We start from the raw sequence: 17944 nt of genomic DNA on the forward strand, positions 1-17944 counted from the left end.
CCCCTCAGTTGAGGTGGGCGACATGCTGCGGGGCGGGCGCCGCGCGGAGCCGGTCGGGCAGCGTACCGTCGTCGGGCATCCCGGCCCTCAGCCAGGCACCGACCGCTTCGGCGTCGGCCCCGGTGACGAGCGGGCCGAGCCGCACGACGGCCCCGGCCGGCCTGCGATCCGCCGTACATGGCTGCACGGCGGCGTGCAGTCCGCGGTCCGACCGGCAGCGCAGAAGCTTTTCCAGGCAACCGGTGGAGACCATGACCCCGTGGGGGCAGCCCCGGACGGCGCGACGCAGCCCGTCCATCAGCCCGTTGGTCTCGGCGTGACACGACGCGCAGACGACGAGGGTGAATGGACGGCTCCTACGGCCGCGTGCCGCGTCACTCATATCCGCACCCTTCCCCGACCTATTGAAAATGGTTTCCATTTTTATAGCACAGCCGGGCGCCCGCATCGAGGCCCTCCAAGCCGACCGGCACACCCTCACCGGATTCGGTGACCCAACTCTCGGTAACGGAGGGACAGTTGGCGGGCCCGTCATTTGACACTCGCACCACCCCCTCGCCAACCTGTGCTCTTGACATCCGTTTCCAGTAGCGGTGGCCGTTAGCCATGCGCATCGCCTTCGTGGGCAAGGGCGGCAGCGGCTGGACCACCCTGTCCGTCCTCTTCTCCCGTCACCTGGCACGCTCCGGCGCGCCGGTCCTCGCCATCGACGGCGACATCAACCAGCACCTGGCCGACGCGCTCGGTCTCGACGAGGGCGAGTTCTTCACCGCACTGCCGCTCAGCGCCCGGACCGGCGAGATCAAGGACTATCTGCGGGGCACCAATCCGCGGATCCTGTCGCGCGATGCCATGGTCGAGACGACTCCGCCGATCGCCCTCTGCGAGCAGTCCTCGTTTGTACGCGCCCAGGAGCAGGGCCGGGACGCCGGGGAGTTGGAGCTGTACAACGCGCTCGCTCCGGCCCGGCTGCGTGGGGCCGTGGACGCCCGGCCCAAGGACTGGAGAGCGTTCCAGCGGCACGCCGTCAGTTCCATCTGCGCAACGCAACGGCCTGGGCGGCGTTCTTCTCGTACGTCGCTTCCCGGCGTATCTGAAGACGCTCGGCGCCCTCGACGAGGAAGTCGCGCACCCGTCTCGGCGTTGAGAGCGACGTCGGCGTGGCCGCCGTCGAGCACTCTCGCCCCAAGCAGTATGTCGTTCGGTTCGACGTCGTCGCCGACCACCACGGCCTGGTGGAGGTCAGGCCACCTGCGGCTGAAGATAGCGGGCGAGCAGGTCGTCCAGCGTCACCATGCCGGTGGGGCGGCCGGTGGCGTCGCGTACCACGGCGAGCGAGGCGCGCTGACTGGCGGAGAGCGGCGCCGCGCCGTAAAGCGGTACCGCAGCACCGCTCGAGTCGCAGCCGGTCGCCGACGCCCGGGACGCGGGTCGGGTCGGCGGCGGCGGCGGCGGCCGTGCGGGAGTGGCCGGGTTTGCCCAGGGCACCGCCGTCGCACGTCAGTCACGGCTGTGTGTTGCTCAAGGCGTGACCGCATGGGCGCGGCGCCATGACGGTGACGCACTTTTTTCATGAACCTTCCGGCGCTTCCTGCCGTGCCTTATCCACTGGCCGCAAGGCCATGCTGTCCTCAGCGCCGCGCACCGCCGACAACCGGTGGGCATCACCGGCATCGAGGTGGCCGGCCCGGCCGACGTCATCGAAGGCTGGTGCGGAGGAAAGCCCAACGGCCGGCCGTGGCGAGCGCGGCGGCGGCGATGCCGGTGACGGTCAGCAGGCGTCTGTGGGTACGCAAGAGAAACCCCATGGGTCATGTTCATGCCCCCTCGGGCACAACAAAAGACGATAATCGTTTTCATAAACGGCAATGAGATTGCGGTGATGTCCGGGGGCGGGAACGGGCGGGCGTGACACAGGGCAGCTGGAGGCGAACCCGACCGGATGCTGACTGAGGAAGCACACGCGCTGTATGTCGTGTTCACTGGCGGCGAGTGGCGTCACCACCTCCAGCGCGGGCCGCCATGCGCGTTCAGCAACAACTTCGCTGTTGACGCGGGAGATCAGACGCCAGGAGGGAAGGCGCAAACGTTGGTCAGCCGGGCTCGGGAACGGTTCGTCCGGCTCCCCACTGCCGGGTCCGGTAAGTGCCGACCAGTCGGCAGACGATGTAGATCGTGAACGAGATCGTGGTGACGTAGGGGCTGATGGGGATGCTGCTGCCCAGGGCCAGCAGGATTCCGCCCTCGATGGAGGCCACCGCGAAGACCACGCTCAGGACGGGCAGCAGCACCGGTGAGGCCGTGATCCGGGCCGCGGCGGCCGCCGGGGTGACGAGGAGGGTGAGGACCAGCAGCGCCCCCACGATCTGCACGGACAGCGCGACCGCGAGCCCCAGCACGATCATGAAGGCGAACGACAGCGCGCGGACCGGAACTCCCCGTGCCTCGGCCACCTCCGGGTCGGCGCTGGCGAACGCCAGCGGCCGCCACATCACCGCCAGCGCCACGAGCACCACGGCCGACGTGCCCAGCAGCCAGGACATCTGCGGGGTGTCTACGGCGACGATCTGTCCGGTGAGGATGCCGAACTTGTTGGCCGCCCGACCCTTGTACAGGGCAAGAAACAGCACCCCAAGGCCGAGGCCGAACGGCATGAGGGTGCCGATCACGGAGTTGCGGTCCCGGGCGCGTGATCCGAGCAGGCCGATCGCCCCGGCCGCGATCAGCGAGCCGACGATCGAGCCGCCCACGATGTTCACGCCCAGCAGCAGCGCGGCCGAGGCGCCGGCGAAGGACAGCTCGCTGGTCCCGTGCACCGCGAACGGCAGGTCCCGCATGATCACGAAGACCCCCACCAGACCGCCGACCAGGCCGAGCGCGGCCCCGGCGATGAGGGAGTTGCGGACCAGGGCGAGCAGTTCGCCGTAGTTGTCGAAGCTGAAGATCTGCTGCCAGATCCCCTCGGCGATGGTCATGGCCGTACTCCGTGCGGCAGTTCAGGGTGGTGCGGCGGCTCGGCCACCTCATCGGGTACGCCCACGACCGTGATCCGGTCCCGGACGCGGACGACGTCGACCTGCGTGCCGTACAGCTGCGACAGCGCCTCGGAGGTCAGCACATCGTCCGGTGTGCCGACCCGGTAACTGCCGCGGGCGAAGTAGAGCACGCGGTCCACCAGTCCCAGCACGGGGTTGATCTCGTGGGTCACGAAGACCACCGCCGTGTTGTGGGAACGGCGCCGGGCATCTACCAGTTCCGTGACGGCCCGCTGGTGGTGCAGGTCGAGGGAGAGCAGCGGCTCGTCGCAGAGCAGGATCCGCGGGTCTGTGGCCAGCGCCTGCCCGATGCGTACGCGCTGCCGTTCGCCGCCGGAGAGCAGGCCGACGGGGACGTCCGCGTATGCGGCTGCCCCGACCGATTTGAGGACCTCGTCCACCCGGCAGCGTACGGCGCCTGTGCGCAGTCGGGGTCCGAAGCCGTGTCCGTCGATGCCGAAGCGGACCAGGTCCCGGGCGCGCAGCATCGCGTGCGCGGACAGCGTCGCCTGCTGCGGGACGTAGCCGATGTGCCGGCTGCCGTGGCGGGGCGGGCGGCCCAGGACCGTCAACGTGCCAGCGGACAGCTGGCGCTGCCCCAGCAGAGCGCGGACGAAGCTGGTCTTGCCCGATCCGTTCGGTCCGAGCACGGCCAGGAACTCCCCGGGACACACGTCGAGATCGAGGTCCCGCCACAGCACACGCTCCCCGTAGGCCAGGGCCGCCCCGCGCAGGCTGATCACCGCAGCGTCCGCGCCACGGTCCTCGGTCCTGCCCTCGCGGGCCCGGGGCAAGGAGGCCACGACCGTCCGCCTCACTTGCCCAGCGCGCTCGCGAGCGCGTCGACATTGGCGGTCATCCAGCCCAGGTAGTCCTTGCCCTCGGGCAGCGTCTCGGTCACGGCAACGACGGGAATCCCGGCGCCCTTGGCCGCCTCCTCGACCTTCTCCGTCTGCGGACCGGAGGTCTGCTCGTTGTAGACCAGCGCCTTGACCTTCTTGCCGGTGAACAGCGCCAGCGTCTCCTGCAGGGCCCTCGGGGAGACGTCGTCGCCCTCCTCGATGGCCTCGCTGAACTCCTCTGGTGTGGCGTTCTTCAGCCCGCTCGCCTCGACCATGTACAGCGGCACGGGCTCGGTGATGGCCACTTCCTCGCCGCCGTGGTCGGTCTTGATCTTCGCTTCCTTCGCCTCCAGCGGCTTCAGTTTCGCCTTGAAGTCTTCCGCGTTCTTGGTGAAGGTGGCGGCATCGTCGGGGTCGGCCTTGCCCAGGGCGGCGGCGATACTGTCGGCCACCTTGCCGACGGTGGGGAAGTCGTACCAGACGTGCTCGTTGAGCTCCCCGCCTGCCGGGGCGGTCTTGCCGGAGACCTTGACCGCGTTGATCACCTCGGCGGAGGAGTTGTCGGTGCTCTTCAGCATCCGGTCGATGAAGTCGTCGTAACCGCCGCCGTTTTCGACGACGACCTTCGCCTTCGACAGTGCCAACTGGTTCTGCGTGTTGGCCTCGTAGGAGTGCGGGTCCTGGTCAGGGTCACTGATGATCGACGTGACCTTCACCTTCCCGGCGCCTATCTGTTCGACGATGTCCCCGTAGACGTTCGTCGAGGCCACCACCGGGATGGCCGACGCGGAAGCAGGGCTCTGCGAGGCATCGGTGCCGCTTGCGGAGTCGGACGAGTTACCGCACCCGGCCAGGAAGACCAGGGAGGCGCCGGTTATCAGCGGCGCCAGACGTCGGGACGAGGACGCACGCATCGAGGATCCCTCCGCAACAAGGTGAGTTGTCCGCCGAGCTCAGCCTGTCCCGGCTTCGGCACCACGCTAGATAGAAACGGATGTCAAGAACATCTTCCGGTCATCCGATATGGAAATCCTTACCAAGAACTTAACGCGCGTCGCCGCGGCCTGCGCGGCCACAGGCTTGGTTCAGAACGACTGGTGCGCGATGTTCGCCACGGGGCGAGAATGGACTTACCGCGTCGAAGACGGTCGAAGCCGTTCCGCGGAAGGAGAGCATGATGCATCCCGCCGCTCTCGCGGGTGCGGTCGTGGGCCGCATCACGCACTACGCCCTGTCCGGAACCGCCGGCGTACTGGTTCTGCGGGGAGCCGCCAAGGCCGCGCCCAAGGCGAAACCCGCGGCCCGTCGGCTTTTGGTCAGCGGCATCGCCGGCGGCATCACGACGGGGCGATGGCTCGGAGAGGCTGCCGAGGAGGCCCGCCTGAGGGCAGGAGATCTGCTGGCGGAGGCCCGGGAGCAGATGGGTGAGGAGGCCCCGCCGCCCTCGGCGGTCGGTGTCGAGGCGCACGACCACGACCACGAGCACTGAGAGGCGGTCGCCATGTCCGGCCCGTCCGCACCCGGCGACGTACCTGCTCCCGGTACCGGCTCCCCGCCCGGTCCCGCCTCCGACGCCGGCGTGGTGGTGCGGTCCGCCGCCGCGGGCCGCGTACGGCTGCTCGTTCCATGGCTGCGGGCGCGGCCGGGCTGTGCCGGGATCGTCGATGAGCGGTTCACGGATCTGCCGGGTTTCCGGGCGCTGCGCATCTTCCCGCGCACCGGCGCTGTGATCGTCTGGATCAAGCCCGACCTGGTCGACGTCGACCGACTGGTCGCCGCCCTCGCCGAGGCGCCGCCGCCGGGAGTGCCCGCCAGAGCCAGCCGGTCCGTGCCCGACTCCTCCACGGGGGAGGTCGCTCGGCTGGTGGTCGGCGGTGCGGTGCTCGCTCTGGTGGGACTGCGGCGACTGCTCGGCCGGCCTCCTTGGGCCCCGGCGGGTTCGGCCGGATTCCTCGGCGCGGTCACCGTCTTCACCGGGCTGCCGTTCTTCCGCGGCGCCGCACGCACCCTCGGCGGCAGACGCCACGCCGGCACTGACCTGCTGGTGACGACGGCGACCGTGATCTCGCTCGTGCTGCGCGAGAACGTGGTCGCGCTGATGGTGCTGTGGCTGCTCAACATCGGCGAGTTCCTGCAGGCCATCACCCTGCGGCGGACCCGGCGCGCCATCGAGGAACTGCTCTCCATCGGCGAGGAGCGGGTCTGGCTGGTCCGCGACGGCGTCGAGATCGAGGTCGATCTCACGGAGGTCAGGGCCGGGGACGTGATCGCGGTCTACGAACACCACCGCATCCCCGTCGACGGCACCGCCGAGACCGGTGAGGCACTGGTCGACCAGGCGGCCATCACCGGCGAGGCACTCCCGGTATACGTGCAGCCCGGCAGCGAGGTCTACGCGGGCACTCTCGTCTCCACCGGCTCCCTGACGGTACGGGCCACCTCGGTCGGACAGGACACGGTCGTCGGGCGGATCATCTCCCGGGTCGAGGAGGCGCAGGCCGACCGGGCCCCGATCCAGACCGTCGCCGCCGCCTTCACCCGCCGCTTCGTGCCCGTCTCGTTCGCCCTCGCCGGGATCACGTACGTGCTGACCCGGGACGCCCGACGGGCGATGACCATGCTGCTGATCGCCTGCCCCTGCGCCGCGGGCCTGGCCACCCCGACCGCGATCAGCGCGGCCATCGGCAACGGCGCCCGCAGGGGCACCCTCATCAAGGGCGGCACCCACCTGGAAGGCATCGGCCGCGTCACCGCCGTGGTCTTCGACAAGACCGGCACCCTGACCCTCGGCCGCCCCCTGGTCACCAGCGTGGTCACGCTCGACGAGACGGTCACCGCCGACGAGGTGCTGAGCCTCGCGGCATCCGGCGAACTGCACGCCCGGCACCCGCTCGCCGAAGCCATCGTCCGGCGCACCGAGGAACAGCACCTGCACATTCCCATCCACCAAGCGTGCGAGGTCGTCCTCGGCATGGGCGTACGCGCCGAACTCGACGGCAGCCGCCTGCTGGTGGGCAGCCCCGCCCTGCTGCGCCGCCACGGCATGGAGCTGTCCGAGGTCGCCCAGGATTGGACGAGCCGGCTGCGCGCTGCCGGCGAGACCGTCATCTGCCTCGCGCACGAGGACAAGCTGATCGGCATGCTCGGCCTGTCCGACGCCGTACGCGGCGGAGCCGACACCGTCGTCCGCCAGCTGACCGAACTCGGTGTGACCCGCATCGTGCTGCTGACCGGCGACGCCCCCGAGACCGCCCAGGCCGTCGCCGACGCCCTCGGCATCACGGAGGTCCACGCCCACGCGCTGCCCGAGGCCAAACTCCAGTTGATCCGTGACCTCCAGGCCGAGGGGCACAGCGTGGCCATGGTCGGCGACGGCACCAACGACGCACCCGCCCTGGCCCTCGCCGACGTCGGCATCGTCATGGGCGCCCACTCCTCCCACGTCGCGCTGGAGACCGCCGACATCGCCCTGGCCGGAAACGACCTGCGTAATGTCGCCGCCGTCGTCGAACTCAGCCGGCACACCCTGCGCGTCGTACGGCAGAACTACACACTCGCCATCGGCGTCAACCTCGCCGGCCTCATCGCGAGCGCCGGCGGCTCCATCAACCCCGTCCTGGCCGCCCTGCTCCACAACACCAGCAGCATCGCCGTGGTCGGCAACTCCGCCCGACTCGTAGGACACACCCCGCACCTGCCGAGCGACGCCGCCGGACGACTGCGGGCCGCACCGCTGGAAGAGCGGCGCGTGCGCTGATCGGGCGCCGACGGCCTGTCCATCCCGATACGCAGGACACGCAGGCCGAAGCCCTGGCTGCCTCACTCAAGGCACCACCCTTCCCCACAGCTGCCCGCCCAACGTCGGTGACAAGCACCAACGAGGGCCGCACCTCCCCCGCAACGCGAAGCCATACCGTCTGGCGCCCCTACCCATACATGAGCTACCGTTCATATGGTTATGGATGTCATTTTCATCAAGCTCGACACCAGGGGGTGAAACTTGGGGTGAGCGACCCGACGACCCAGCAGCGGCCCACCCGTCAGCGGTCAGCCCTTCTGGCAGCGCTCGCGAACTGCCGCGACTTCGTCTCCGCGCAGGATCTGCACGCACGCATGACCGCCGACGGCACACGGATCGGCCTGACCACCGTCTACCGAGGACTGCGGAACCTGGAGGCCGCAGACGCGGTCGACGTCGTCCAAGCCGGCGCCGGTGAACGGCTGTACCGGTGGCGGCCCGGCACCGGCCACCGCCACTACCTGATCTGCCGCGCCTGCGGCCACAGCCGGCCGGTTGACTCCGAGGTCGTCGAGGAGTGGGCCGGGCGGATCGCCTCCGACTCCGGATTCGCCGCGGTGGAGCACACCGTCGAACTCACCGGCGTCTGCGCCGGCTGCCAACCGCCCACCAATTGAGGAGAACGCCGACATGCCCCTGGGATACGGACCAGGAAACCCCGCCGCACCGAGCCCGCACCTGCGCGAGCTGAAGGAGACCGTGCGCACCCTGCTGGACCTCGACGACGACACCGCCGTCATGATCCGCCAGCTCGCCTGCACCGAACCGGGCTGCCCGCCCCTGGAGACGGTCGTCGCCGTCCTGCCCATGAACGGGCCGGCCCGCCGCTGGACCCTGCACCAACCCGCCGAGCAGATCACCGAGGACGACCTCAAGGCCGCCCTGCTCACCACCGCACCCGAAGGAGCCCGACCCGCATGACCCAGCCCACCCCTGTGGACGGCCGCGTCCCCGTCACCGTCCTGACCGGCTTCCTCGGCTCCGGCAAGACAACCCTGCTCAACCGCATCCTCACCGAACACCACGGCATGCGCATCGCCGTCATCGAGAACGAGTTCGGCGAGATCGGCATCGACGACGCCCTCGTCCTCGACGCCGAGGAAGAGATCTTCGAGATGAACAACGGCTGCATCTGCTGCACCGTCCGAGGAGACCTCATCCGCATCCTCGGCGCCCTGATGCGCCGCCGCGAGAAGTTCGACCACATCCTCATCGAAACCACCGGCCTGGCCGACCCGGCGCCGGTCGCGCAGACCTTCTTCATGGACGACGAGATCGCCGCCCAGCTGCGTCTGGACGCCATCGTCACCCTCGTCGACGCCGCCCACGTCCTCCAGCACCTGGACGAGGTCAAGCCCGAGGGCGTGGAGAACGAGGCGGTCGAGCAGATCGCCTTCGCCGACCGCATCGTGCTCAACAAGACCGACCTGGCAAACGAGGCGACCCTCACCGAGGTCGAGGCGCGGGTGAAGGCGATCAACGCGCCGGTGCAGATCCTGCGTGCCCGCAACGCCGAGGTCGACCTGAAGAAGATCCTCGACGTCGGCGCCTTCGACCTCGATCGGGTCCTCAAGGACGACCCGTCCTTCCTCACCGAGACCGAGCACCAGCACGACACCACCGTTACCTCCGTCGGCATCGAACTCGACGGCGAAGTCGACGATGCCCGCCTCAACGCCTGGCTCGGCAACCTGCTGCGCACCAAGGGCGCCGACATCTTCCGCTCCAAGGGCATCCTCGCCGTCGCCGGTTCGGGCAGGCGGTACGTCTTCCAGGGCGTCCACATGCTGCTGATGGGCGAGGAAGGAGCCCAGTGGCGGACCGACGAACCGCGCCGCAACCGGCTCGTCTTCATCGGCCGCAACCTCGACCGAGACGAGCTGGAGCGTGGCTTCGCCGACTGCCTGGCCACCGCGGGAGCGGCCGCGTGAACATCACCGCACCCGACCAGGCCCTGACCGTGGCCTGGGAGATCACCATCGACGACGCACCCGTCGCCCTCAGCGCCCGCGGCGACCTCGTGGCCGTCGCCGGAGCCGAGGGCACGGTACGAGTCCTCGATGCCGCCATGGGCGCCGAAATGGGCGACCTCGAGCTGCCCAGCGGCGCCCTGAAGGTCCAACTGTCCTCGACAGCACGGCACTTGGCGGTCACCGGGCCCATGGGGTACGCGCTGTGGCGTCGCGCGGACGGCCGAACGGTCGTCCGCGAGTCCGGCGCCTGGTCCTCCTCCGCCGCCTGGGCCAACGACGAGCGGGTCGCGGTCGCCTCCGGACGCATGGCGCTCGTACTCGACGCGGACGGCGAAGAGTTGTGGCGTACGGAGCCCGCCGCGTCCACCGTCACCGACCTCGCCTGGCTGCGCCGGGGGCGACGGCTGGCCGTGGCCGCGTACGGGGCCGTACGCGGACACGAGCGCCACACCGCCCAGCCCGTGGTCACCTACCCCTACATCGGCTCGCACCTCGCGCTCGCGGTCGCCCCGACCGAGAAGTGGATCTGCAGCGGCAACCAAGACGCCTCCATCCACATCTGGCGCACCCGCGACGGCAGCGAACTGACCATGTCCGGCTACCCGGAGAAGGTCTCCCGCCTCGCCTTCGACGACACCGGCTTCTGGCTCGCCGCCGACGGGGCGCCGGACCTGACGGTCTGGGACTTCTCCGGCAAGGGCCCGGCCGGCACCGCACCGCGCCAACTGCGCTGCCACGAGACGATCACCGCGCTGGCCTGGCGGCCCGGCCCCGCCGGACACCTCGCCAGCGGCGGCCACGACGGCACGGTCGCCCTCTGGTACGCCACCGCCGGACAGCCCGCCAACCGGCTGCGACCGGTGCGCACCCTGGACGACACGGGCGCCGCAGTCGGCGCGCTGGCCTGGGCCGGACCGCACCTGCTGATCACCGCCCACCGCGACGGCCGCGTCCGGGCCTACGGCCTGCCCTCGCGTACGACGCTGTGAACCGCCGTACGACACCGATCGCCACCACTGGCCGTACGGTGACGATCGGCGCGGCCGACCGCCCGTGCACCCTGGTCGTGTGCCGAGGCTGCTGCTGCGGCAACCCACGCAAGTACCCCGGCACCGACCACGCCTGGCAACTCGACCGCCTGCGCGCGGTGGCCGCCGACTCCGCGGGCCGCCTCGCCGTCCGCACATCGGACTGTCTCGGCCCGTGCGACCAGGCCAACGTCATCGTCGTCCAGCCCTCCACCGCCGGCCGCAGGGCCGGCGGCCGGGCCACCTGGATCGGCTTCGCCCTGGACGACGACTGCACCGACGATCTGATCGCCTGGGTCACCGCGGGTGGACCCGGCCTCGCCGAACCCCCGTCCGCCCTGAAGCTCCAGTTCGTCCGCCCACCACGCGAGACGAGGACCCGTGCACGCCGCTGAACCCGACAGCGGAGCAGGAACGGGCGGCCGCGACATCCTCGCAGCCGCCCGCCTCGACGAGGCCACCGCCACCTCCGTCGCCGCCACCCTCCAGGCCCTGGCCACACCCTCCCGGCTGCGGATCCTCACCACCCTGCGGCACGCCCCATACCCGGTCGGCGCCCTGGCAGCCGCCGTCGGCATGGAACAGTCCGCCGTCTCCCACCAACTGAGGCTCCTGCGCGCCCTCGGCCTGGTCACCGGAGAACGCGAGGGCCGACGCATCGTCTACCGCCTCTACGACGACCACGTCGCCCAACTCCTCGACCAGGCCGTCCACCACATCGAGCACCTCCGCCTCGGCCTGCGCGACCCCCACTGAACCACCCCGGAGTGCTCCGGTTGGCGACTGGGACGCTCAGCATCGCTCCAGCGCGGCAACTGACGCGCGCCATACGGGACTAGGCACCGCACACTTGAAAACAGTTTTCATTAAATTGGGCAGAGTCGACCTGGGGCAGCGCGACGGGGGCGTAGCGCAGGCGACGCACGCCGAACAGGTGGACGAAGACGACGTTGCCGACGCATGCTCCGTGGCGCCGCAGTCCTGCGGCAAGGGCTGTCCGGTCAGGACGGCGCTGGAGGCGGCCACCGGACGGTAGCCGCGAGAAGTTCCGGGGCAAGGCGGTGAGCAGGCAGCCGCGAGGCGACCGTCCCGTGTGCATTCAGTGAGGTTCCGCCTGAGGCGGCCGATACCTGGAAGCACACCGGCACCGGCGCCGTCTTGATAGCGGCTGCCACCCCGCGGGTGTAGCGTCGTGAGCCAGCAGTCGTGGTTCCGAAGTCCCGTTCGCCCGTGATCGCCATCACGGGCGTTCTTGCGTTTCAGCGCCTCTCCGGACCAGGGCGATCACCTCCCGGGCACGCAGGGTGCGGGCCCGGTTTCCCTCGAAGGAGACAGTCATGGCCAAGGGCACGGTCAAGTGGTTCAACAGCGAGAAGGGCTTCGGCTTCATCGAGCAGGAGGGCGGCGGCCCCGACGTCTTCGCCCACTACTCCAACATCGCCGCCCAGGGTTTCCGCGAGCTGCAGGAGGGCCAGAAGGTCGAGTTCGACGTCACCCAGGGCCAGAAGGGCCCGCAGGCGGAGAACATTCGCCCTGTCTGATCGCCGCTGCGGCAAGGCCCGGCATACCGACCTGAGGCCGCCGGGCCTTTCCGCCTGCTGTATCCGGACAGCAGGCCGGTGTCCCAGGCCGAGCCTGGGCCGTCGCCAGGTACGGCTCAGGCCCGCTAACACTGCAGATGCGAGCACCACGCCTGCTACCCGCATCAGAGAGATGAACCCGCAGGTGAGCACGCCCCCTGAGCCGCTTGTCTGATCAAGCTGCGGGGTGATGCCGCAGGCGGTGACAGATCCGCTCCGTCGCGCCTAGGGTGCGCCCATGCTCGACGACGCGACCGTTCAGCGGGCCACAGCCGATCTGCTCTGCGCACCCCAGACCCTTGGGCCCGCGGCCAGCGCCCTGCCCACGGCTGCCGGGGTGTACGCCTGGTGGGCGCCTCCCGAGGTCCTGGCCTCCTTCCCCGGATCGGCCAATACCGGTAATGCCGGACGGCGGCTGCTCTACCTGGGCAAGGCCAGCCGGCTGCGGTCCCGCGTCGTCTCGAACCACCTGAGGGACTCCGGACGGTCCACCCTGCGCCGGACCTTGGCCGCACTCCTCATGCCCACCGAGAGTTACCGCACCGTCTGGACCGACCGCGTCGTCCTGATCCTCGAGGACGAACAGCGCCTCACCCACTGGATGCACCAGCACCTCACCCTTACGTGGAGCGAGCACCCCGACCCGGTCCCGCTGGAGAAGGAGAGCCGGCCAGGTCGTAGTACAGGCCGCGCAGCGCGCCGAGGACGTCGACGGGTGGGCCGTCGGTGACGAGTGCGAACGCCGCGATGCGGTCGGCGAGCGCGGGCAGGGCTGCTCCGGCGTGCGGAACGATGAAGCGGATGCCGGGGTACCGGTCGAGTACGCCGCCCACGATCAGGCCGGTCACCGCTCGGGCCGTTTCGAAGGGGAACTCCAGCATCGGTCGCGGCAGTCCGTTGCTGGTGGCCTCCCAGCACGGCGGCGAGGTCGGATGAAGGGAGACAACTGCGGCGCGTCGGTCGAGTTCGGCCATCAGCGGCTCGTAGAACGAGTCGCCGAGGTGGCGGCCGTCGTAGTGGGTGAGGAGGACGATGCCGTCGGCGCCCAGGTCGTCGAAGGCGTGCCGCACTTCCTCCAGGGCACCGGGCATATCGGGCAGTGGGAGGGAGGCCAGGAGCCCGAAACGCCGGGAGTGGGAGCGGACGAGTGCCGCGCCTTCCTCGTTGACCGCCCTGGCCAGCTCCCGTGCGGCGGTGTCGTCGCCGAAGTGGACGCCGGGCGAGGACACCGACAGCAGCGAGGCCGCGATGCCGGCCTTGTCCATGGTGGCCAGGGCCGCGTCCGGGCTCCAGTCGGGAATGCCGGGCATGCCGTCGGGCCGGCCGTGCCCGGCCGCCGTCATCGCGGCCCGCAGGCGGGGGTGATGAAGTGGGCGTGCACGTCGATGGCCTCGCGCAGCGGGGCTGCACCGTCCGGTGTCATGAGGTGCTCTCCTTGCCGGACGTGGCCGTGGGGAAGGTGTGGCGGCGTTCGGCGCCCAGGTGGGCGAAGTGGGTGATGAGGTCGGGGTTGTCGACGGCCGTGGGGTTGAGGACCTGTTCGACGGGGGTGCCCTGGAGGAGGCGTTTGACGGGGACTTCGAGTTTCTTGCCGGTGCGGGTGTGTGGGATGCCGGGCACCCGCAGGATCTCGTCGGGGAGGTGGCGGGGTGAGGCGCTGGTGCGGATCGTCTCGCGGATCTTCTCGCGCAGGGTGTCGTCCAGTTCGGCTCCGTGGGCGAGGACCACGAAGAGCGGCATCCAGTAGCCGCCGTCGGGCTCTTCCGCGCCGATGACGAGGGCTTCGGTGATCTCGGGGAGGCGTTCGACGGCGTCGTGGATGTCGGCGCTGCCCAGGCGTACGCCGTTGCGGTTGAGGGTGGAGTCGGAGCGGCCGTGGACGATGACGGAGCCGTGGGAGGTGAGGGTGATCCAGTCGCCGTGCCGCCAGAGGCCGGGGTAGGTGGAGAAGTACGCCTCGCGGTAGCGGGTGCCGTCGGGGTCGTTCCAGAAGTACAGCGGCATGGACGGCATGGGCCGGGTGACGACGAGTTCGCCGACCTGGTCGAGGACCGGGTGGCCCTCGGCGGCGTACGCGGCCAGGGCGACGCCCAGGTGAGGAGCGGACAGTTCGCCGGCCCAGACGGGAGTGGTAGGGGTGCTGCCGGCGAAGCCGGAGACGACATCGGTGCCGCCGCTGGTGGAGGCCAACTGGACGCGAGTGCCGACGTGGTCGCGGACCCAGGGATAGGCGGAGGCCGGGAGCGTGGAGCCGGTGCAGCCGACGGCGCGGATCGACGACAGGTCGTGGACGGACGGGTCGATGCCGAACTTGGCCATGCCCAGCAGGTATTGGGGGCTGGTGCCGAAGACCGTGACGCGGTGGCGGGCGGCCAGGTCCCACAGGACGTCGGGGCGGGCGTGCGGGGCGGGGCTGCCGTCGTAGGTGCAGGCGGTGGAGCCGGTCAGCAGGGTGGAGGCGACCAGGTTCCACATCATCCAGTGGGTGGTGGTGTACCAGAGCAGTCGGTCGCCGGGGCCGAGGTCGGAGTGCAGGCCGAGCGTCTTGAGGTGTTCGAGCAGGACTCCGCCGTGGCCGTGCACGATGCCTTTGGGCAGGCCGGTGGTGCCGGAGGAGAAGACGACCCACAGCGGATGGTCGAACGGCACCGGGGTGCAGTGCAGTTCCTCGGCGCGGGTGGAGGCCTCCTCCCACGGGACGACCAGCGACGGGTAGGTGTCCTGCGGCCAGGGCAGGCCCACGTGGTCCACGAGCACCGTGGCTTTCAGAGTGGGCAGGGCGCGGGCCAGATCGCGAACGGCCTCGCGGCGGTCGTGTGTGGTGCCGTTGAAAAGGTAGCCGTCGGCGGCGATCAGAACGGTGGGTTCGAGCTGGGCGAAGCGGTCGGCGGCGGCCTTGGGGGCGTAGTCCTGGCCGCACACCGACCACACCGCGCCCAGGCTGGCGGCCGCCAGGAACGCGACGATGGCGTGCGGGGTGTTGGGCAGGTAGCCCACCACGCGGTCGCCCTGCCCCACGCCCAGCTCGCGCAGGGTCGCGGCGACGGCGGCGACCTGGGCGCGCAAACGTCCACCGGTCACTTCGTAGCCGGAGCCGTTCTCGTCCAGGGCGACGATCGCGGGCTCGTCGTCGCGCAGGTGGCGCAGGGCGTGGTGGGTGTAGTTGAGGGTGGCGCCGGTGAACCAGCGGGCGCCGGGCATCTTCTCCTCGGCCAGCACTCGCTCGTACGGTGTGGCCGACTCGACGCCGAAGTACTCCCATACCGCGCTCCAGAACCCTTCGAGGTCGGTGACGGACCAGCGGTGCAGGGCCCCGTAGTCGATGTGGTCGTAGGTGTCCTCGACACCCCGGTGCCGGGCGGCCCAGCGGCCGAAGTCCGCGATGCGACTGCGCGCGGCCGACTCCGGGTCCGGGCTCCAGAAGGGGGCTGGAGACGATGTGGTGTGCGGGGTGGTCATCGCGCGGCGCTCCTTGACAAGGCTGTGGGTGTGGGCTCTTCGGTGGGTGTCTTACCTTGCGTCGGTGACGGCGTTGCGTTGGGCGCCGAGGTCGATCCGTCCGTCCGGCGTGGCGATCGTGGCCGTGATCACGTCACCGGCGTGGAGATAGCGCGGGTTGCGGGCCTCGCTGCGGAAAAAGCTCTTCCACTTCAGCGCGGGCGGCAGCAGCGCGCCGATCATCTCGATGGGCTTGGGCGGGGCTTTCAGGGCCGTGCCGGCCGGGGTGCCGGTCAGCAGCAGGTCCCCGGCGTCGAGGTGCTGGAAGCGGGCGAGCAGGGTCAGCGCCTGTGCCGGACGGACGATCATGTCGGCGAGCGTGCGGTCCTGTCGCAGGTCGCCGTTGACCGACAACCTCAGCCGCAGATCGAGGAGGTGGTCGAAGTCGTCCGGCTCCAGCAGGGCCAGGTGGGGCCCGGTGGGCGTGAAGGTCGGGTAGGACTTGCCCTCGTAGAACTGGGTCTTGGTCAGTTGCACGTCGCGGGCGCTGACGTCGTTGGTGAGGACGAGCCCGGCGACGTACGAGGGCAGGTCCCGCTCGGTGACCACGGTGCCCACCGGCAGGGGTGCGCCCATGACCAGGCCGAGTTCGACCTCGTAGTCGAGGAGCTGCACGTGCGCGGGGCGGACGACCGTGTCGTGCGGGCCGCTGACCGAGCCGGACGCCTTACGGAAGAAGGTCGGCGGGATGTCGCCGGTGAAGCCCGAATCGCGGGCGTGGCTATGATAGTTGACCATTTGTGCCACGACCCGGCACGGGGTGGTGACCGGGGACAGCGCGGTCAGGTCGGCGACCGGGGTACCGAGGTCGTCGGAGGCGGCGGTCCGGACGGCGTCGCGGTCGGCGAGCAGTTCGGCAGTGGTGGTCGCCTTGGTGTCGATGGGGAAGGCTCGCTCCTCGCGGACCACCCACCAGCCTCCCTCGCTCCCGGCTTCGCCCGAGCCGGAGGTGCCCCCACCGGTCCGCAGGACATTGATGCTCATGAGGTCATCGCTTTCATCAGGCCCAGCAGGCGAGCCGGGTCGAGTTCGTTGTCGCCGCGCAGTGCGTGCAGCAGTTCCCGGATCCTGGCGGGGGACGGATTCGCGCCGAGGAAGTCCCGGGTGACCGGCGGGCCCCACTGCGCGAGGCCGCTCGCCGACATCGGCGCCCAGCCCGGCTCGACGTCGCAGGAGAACAGGTCGCCGTCGGCGAAGTGCTCCAGCATGAAGCGGTCGGGGTCACGCCAGTAGTCGAAGAGCTGGCTGCCCTGGATGTGCCGGCCGATCCCCCAGCTGCGTTCGTAGCCGCGCTCGGCCAGGTACTCGCCGCCGACGGCGACCGCGTCGAGGTCGGTGACCTGGTACGCGGAGTGGACATAGCTGGTGCCGGGCCCGAGGTGCATGGCCAGGGTGTGGTGATCCACGGCCGTACCACCCTGGTCGCAGCGGATGAACGCCATCGTCGGACCGCGCTCGCGCTGCCCGTCCAGGAACAGGAAGTCGCTCACGAGCATCCCGAGCGTGTCCAGGTACCAGTCCAGTGCCCGGGCGAACACCCGCGTTTGAAGCACCACGTGTCCCAGCCGCTGGATGCGGGACGGCTCGCGAGGCGGGCGCTGTGTGGCGTTCGTCCGACGGTGATCCGTGCCGAAGTTGAGCAGGAGGGGCTGCTGCTCGGGCAGTGCGGGCACCTGCTCGGCGCCCTGCACGACCCGGACCGGGAAGCCGGAGGGATCGAGCAGGTCGACGCCCTTGCCGCCGCCTGGGACGTCCGTGTCCCGCACCGTGGTTCCGGTGCCCCGTGCCAGCCGGTCGAGATCGGCACGCTCCGCCCGCGGCCCGGAACGCCGGGCCGATGAAGCGGGAGGTGCGGCCGCGCCGGATCACCATGCACGGCGAGCCGGCGAAGCTGCCGCGCAGCCAGAGAGCATCCGGCGTACGAGCGGCGATCGCGAATCCGAAGTCGCGGGCGAACACCTCCGCCCGGTCCAGGTCTGGCTTCTCGAACTCCAGCCACGCCAGGTCGGCCACCTTGATCACCGGGTTGCGGGCCCGCCCCGGGTGTTCGCCGCGCAGGGCGCCCTGCTCACTGTGGAGGTCCTGATGGGCCGTTTTCAGGTCGGACGGGGTGGTTCTGGGGTTGAGCATGGTGGTGCCCTTCGGTTGGGCGAGGTGCCGACCTACTGCTCGTTCTCTTGCCGAGGCCA

At 70.3% G+C, this 17944-nt stretch carries 18 protein-coding genes and 2 pseudogenes; 11 read left to right on the plus strand and 9 right to left on the minus strand.

Annotated elements, in window-relative coordinates; all coding sequences use genetic code 11:
- Window positions 1-4 precede the first annotated feature (4 nt).
- The gene (locus ABT063_RS41490) at window positions 5-382 is read right to left on the minus strand and encodes a hypothetical protein (RefSeq protein WP_351066128.1); all 378 of its coding nucleotides are present in this window, start codon (window positions 380-382) and stop codon (window positions 5-7) included.
- A 224-nt stretch (window positions 383-606) separates the two neighbouring features.
- Here ABT063_RS41490 and ABT063_RS52435 point away from each other — a divergent pair.
- A pseudogene (locus ABT063_RS52435) lies at window positions 607-873 on the plus strand (ATP-binding protein); the annotation flags it as partial.
- 369 nt (window positions 874-1242) lie between these two features.
- On the opposite strand, the gene ABT063_RS41500 reads toward ABT063_RS52435, so the two are convergent.
- The 4 genes from ABT063_RS41500 to ABT063_RS41515 form a co-directional block, all read right to left on the minus strand.
- On the minus strand, window positions 1243-1488 hold the full coding sequence (locus tag ABT063_RS41500; RefSeq protein ID WP_351066170.1) for a hypothetical protein: 246 nt from the start codon (window positions 1486-1488) through the stop codon (window positions 1243-1245).
- A gap of 605 nt (window positions 1489-2093) precedes the next feature.
- Window positions 2094-2975, minus strand: coding sequence for a metal ABC transporter permease (locus ABT063_RS41505; RefSeq protein WP_351066129.1), 882 nt, complete (start codon window positions 2973-2975; stop codon window positions 2094-2096).
- A complete protein-coding gene (locus tag ABT063_RS41510; RefSeq protein WP_351066130.1) occupies window positions 2972-3838 on the minus strand; it encodes a metal ABC transporter ATP-binding protein in 867 nt (288 codons plus the stop codon). Before ABT063_RS41510 ends, ABT063_RS41505 begins: the two co-directional genes overlap by 4 nt.
- Window positions 3839-3849: 11 nt before the next feature.
- A complete protein-coding gene (locus ABT063_RS41515) occupies window positions 3850-4791 on the minus strand; it encodes a metal ABC transporter solute-binding protein, Zn/Mn family (RefSeq protein ID WP_351066131.1) in 942 nt (313 codons plus the stop codon).
- 260 nt (window positions 4792-5051) lie between these two features.
- Between ABT063_RS41515 and ABT063_RS41520 the strand changes: the two genes are divergently transcribed.
- From ABT063_RS41520 to ABT063_RS41565, 10 genes are all read left to right on the plus strand, one after another.
- Entirely contained in the window at window positions 5052-5366 is a 315-nt protein-coding gene (locus tag ABT063_RS41520; RefSeq protein ID WP_351066132.1) for a DUF1490 family protein, read from the plus strand.
- Between the two features lie 12 nt (window positions 5367-5378).
- On the plus strand, window positions 5379-7634 hold the full coding sequence (locus ABT063_RS41525; protein ID WP_351066133.1) for a heavy metal translocating P-type ATPase: 2256 nt from the start codon (window positions 5379-5381) through the stop codon (window positions 7632-7634).
- 248 nt (window positions 7635-7882) lie between these two features.
- Complete coding sequence (locus tag ABT063_RS41530; protein ID WP_351066134.1) at window positions 7883-8293, plus strand: Fur family transcriptional regulator; 411 nt, start codon at window positions 7883-7885, stop codon at window positions 8291-8293.
- A gap of 13 nt (window positions 8294-8306) precedes the next feature.
- A complete protein-coding gene (locus ABT063_RS41535; RefSeq protein WP_351066135.1) occupies window positions 8307-8597 on the plus strand; it encodes a hypothetical protein in 291 nt (96 codons plus the stop codon).
- Complete coding sequence (locus ABT063_RS41540) at window positions 8594-9607, plus strand: CobW family GTP-binding protein (protein ID WP_351066136.1); 1014 nt, start codon at window positions 8594-8596, stop codon at window positions 9605-9607. Before ABT063_RS41535 ends, ABT063_RS41540 begins: the two co-directional genes overlap by 4 nt.
- Entirely contained in the window at window positions 9604-10638 is a 1035-nt protein-coding gene (locus ABT063_RS41545; protein ID WP_351066137.1) for a WD40 repeat domain-containing protein, read from the plus strand. The genes ABT063_RS41540 and ABT063_RS41545 overlap by 4 nt, the downstream gene beginning before the upstream one ends.
- Window positions 10635-11072 (plus strand): (2Fe-2S) ferredoxin domain-containing protein, encoded by a 438-nt coding sequence (locus ABT063_RS41550; RefSeq protein ID WP_502990993.1) that lies wholly within the window; start codon window positions 10635-10637, stop codon window positions 11070-11072. Before ABT063_RS41545 ends, ABT063_RS41550 begins: the two co-directional genes overlap by 4 nt.
- Window positions 11059-11433 (plus strand): ArsR/SmtB family transcription factor, encoded by a 375-nt coding sequence (locus tag ABT063_RS41555; RefSeq protein WP_502990994.1) that lies wholly within the window; start codon window positions 11059-11061, stop codon window positions 11431-11433. Before ABT063_RS41550 ends, ABT063_RS41555 begins: the two co-directional genes overlap by 14 nt.
- Window positions 11434-12014: 581 nt before the next feature.
- Complete coding sequence (locus ABT063_RS41560) at window positions 12015-12218, plus strand: cold-shock protein (protein WP_020120296.1); 204 nt, start codon at window positions 12015-12017, stop codon at window positions 12216-12218.
- Between the two features lie 277 nt (window positions 12219-12495).
- Window positions 12496-12987 (plus strand): GIY-YIG nuclease family protein, encoded by a 492-nt coding sequence (locus tag ABT063_RS41565; RefSeq protein ID WP_351066138.1) that lies wholly within the window; start codon window positions 12496-12498, stop codon window positions 12985-12987.
- Here the strand turns inward: ABT063_RS41565 and ABT063_RS41570 are convergent.
- The 4 genes and pseudogenes from ABT063_RS41570 to ABT063_RS41585 all read right to left on the minus strand — a co-directional run bounded on the left by ABT063_RS41570 (window position 12878) and on the right by ABT063_RS41585 (window position 17885).
- Window positions 12878-13600 carry an amidohydrolase family protein gene (locus ABT063_RS41570; RefSeq protein WP_351066139.1) on the minus strand — a complete coding sequence of 241 codons (723 nt, stop codon included), beginning with the start codon at window positions 13598-13600 and terminating at the stop codon, window positions 12878-12880. The genes ABT063_RS41565 and ABT063_RS41570 overlap by 110 nt on opposite strands.
- A 76-nt stretch (window positions 13601-13676) precedes the next feature.
- The gene (locus ABT063_RS41575; protein ID WP_351066140.1) at window positions 13677-15716 is read right to left on the minus strand and encodes an acetoacetate--CoA ligase; all 2040 of its coding nucleotides are present in this window, start codon (window positions 15714-15716) and stop codon (window positions 13677-13679) included.
- A 51-nt stretch (window positions 15717-15767) separates the two neighbouring features.
- Window positions 15768-16739 carry a fumarylacetoacetate hydrolase family protein gene (locus tag ABT063_RS41580; RefSeq protein ID WP_351066141.1) on the minus strand — a complete coding sequence of 324 codons (972 nt, stop codon included), beginning with the start codon at window positions 16737-16739 and terminating at the stop codon, window positions 15768-15770.
- Window positions 16736-17885: pseudogene (locus tag ABT063_RS41585) on the minus strand (VOC family protein). Before ABT063_RS41585 ends, ABT063_RS41580 begins: the two are co-directional and overlap by 4 nt.
- Window positions 17886-17944 lie beyond the last annotated feature (59 nt).

It is taken from the genome of Streptomyces sp. NPDC002838 (genome assembly GCF_040295365.1).
GTDB lineage: Bacteria > Actinomycetota > Actinomycetes > Streptomycetales > Streptomycetaceae > Streptomyces.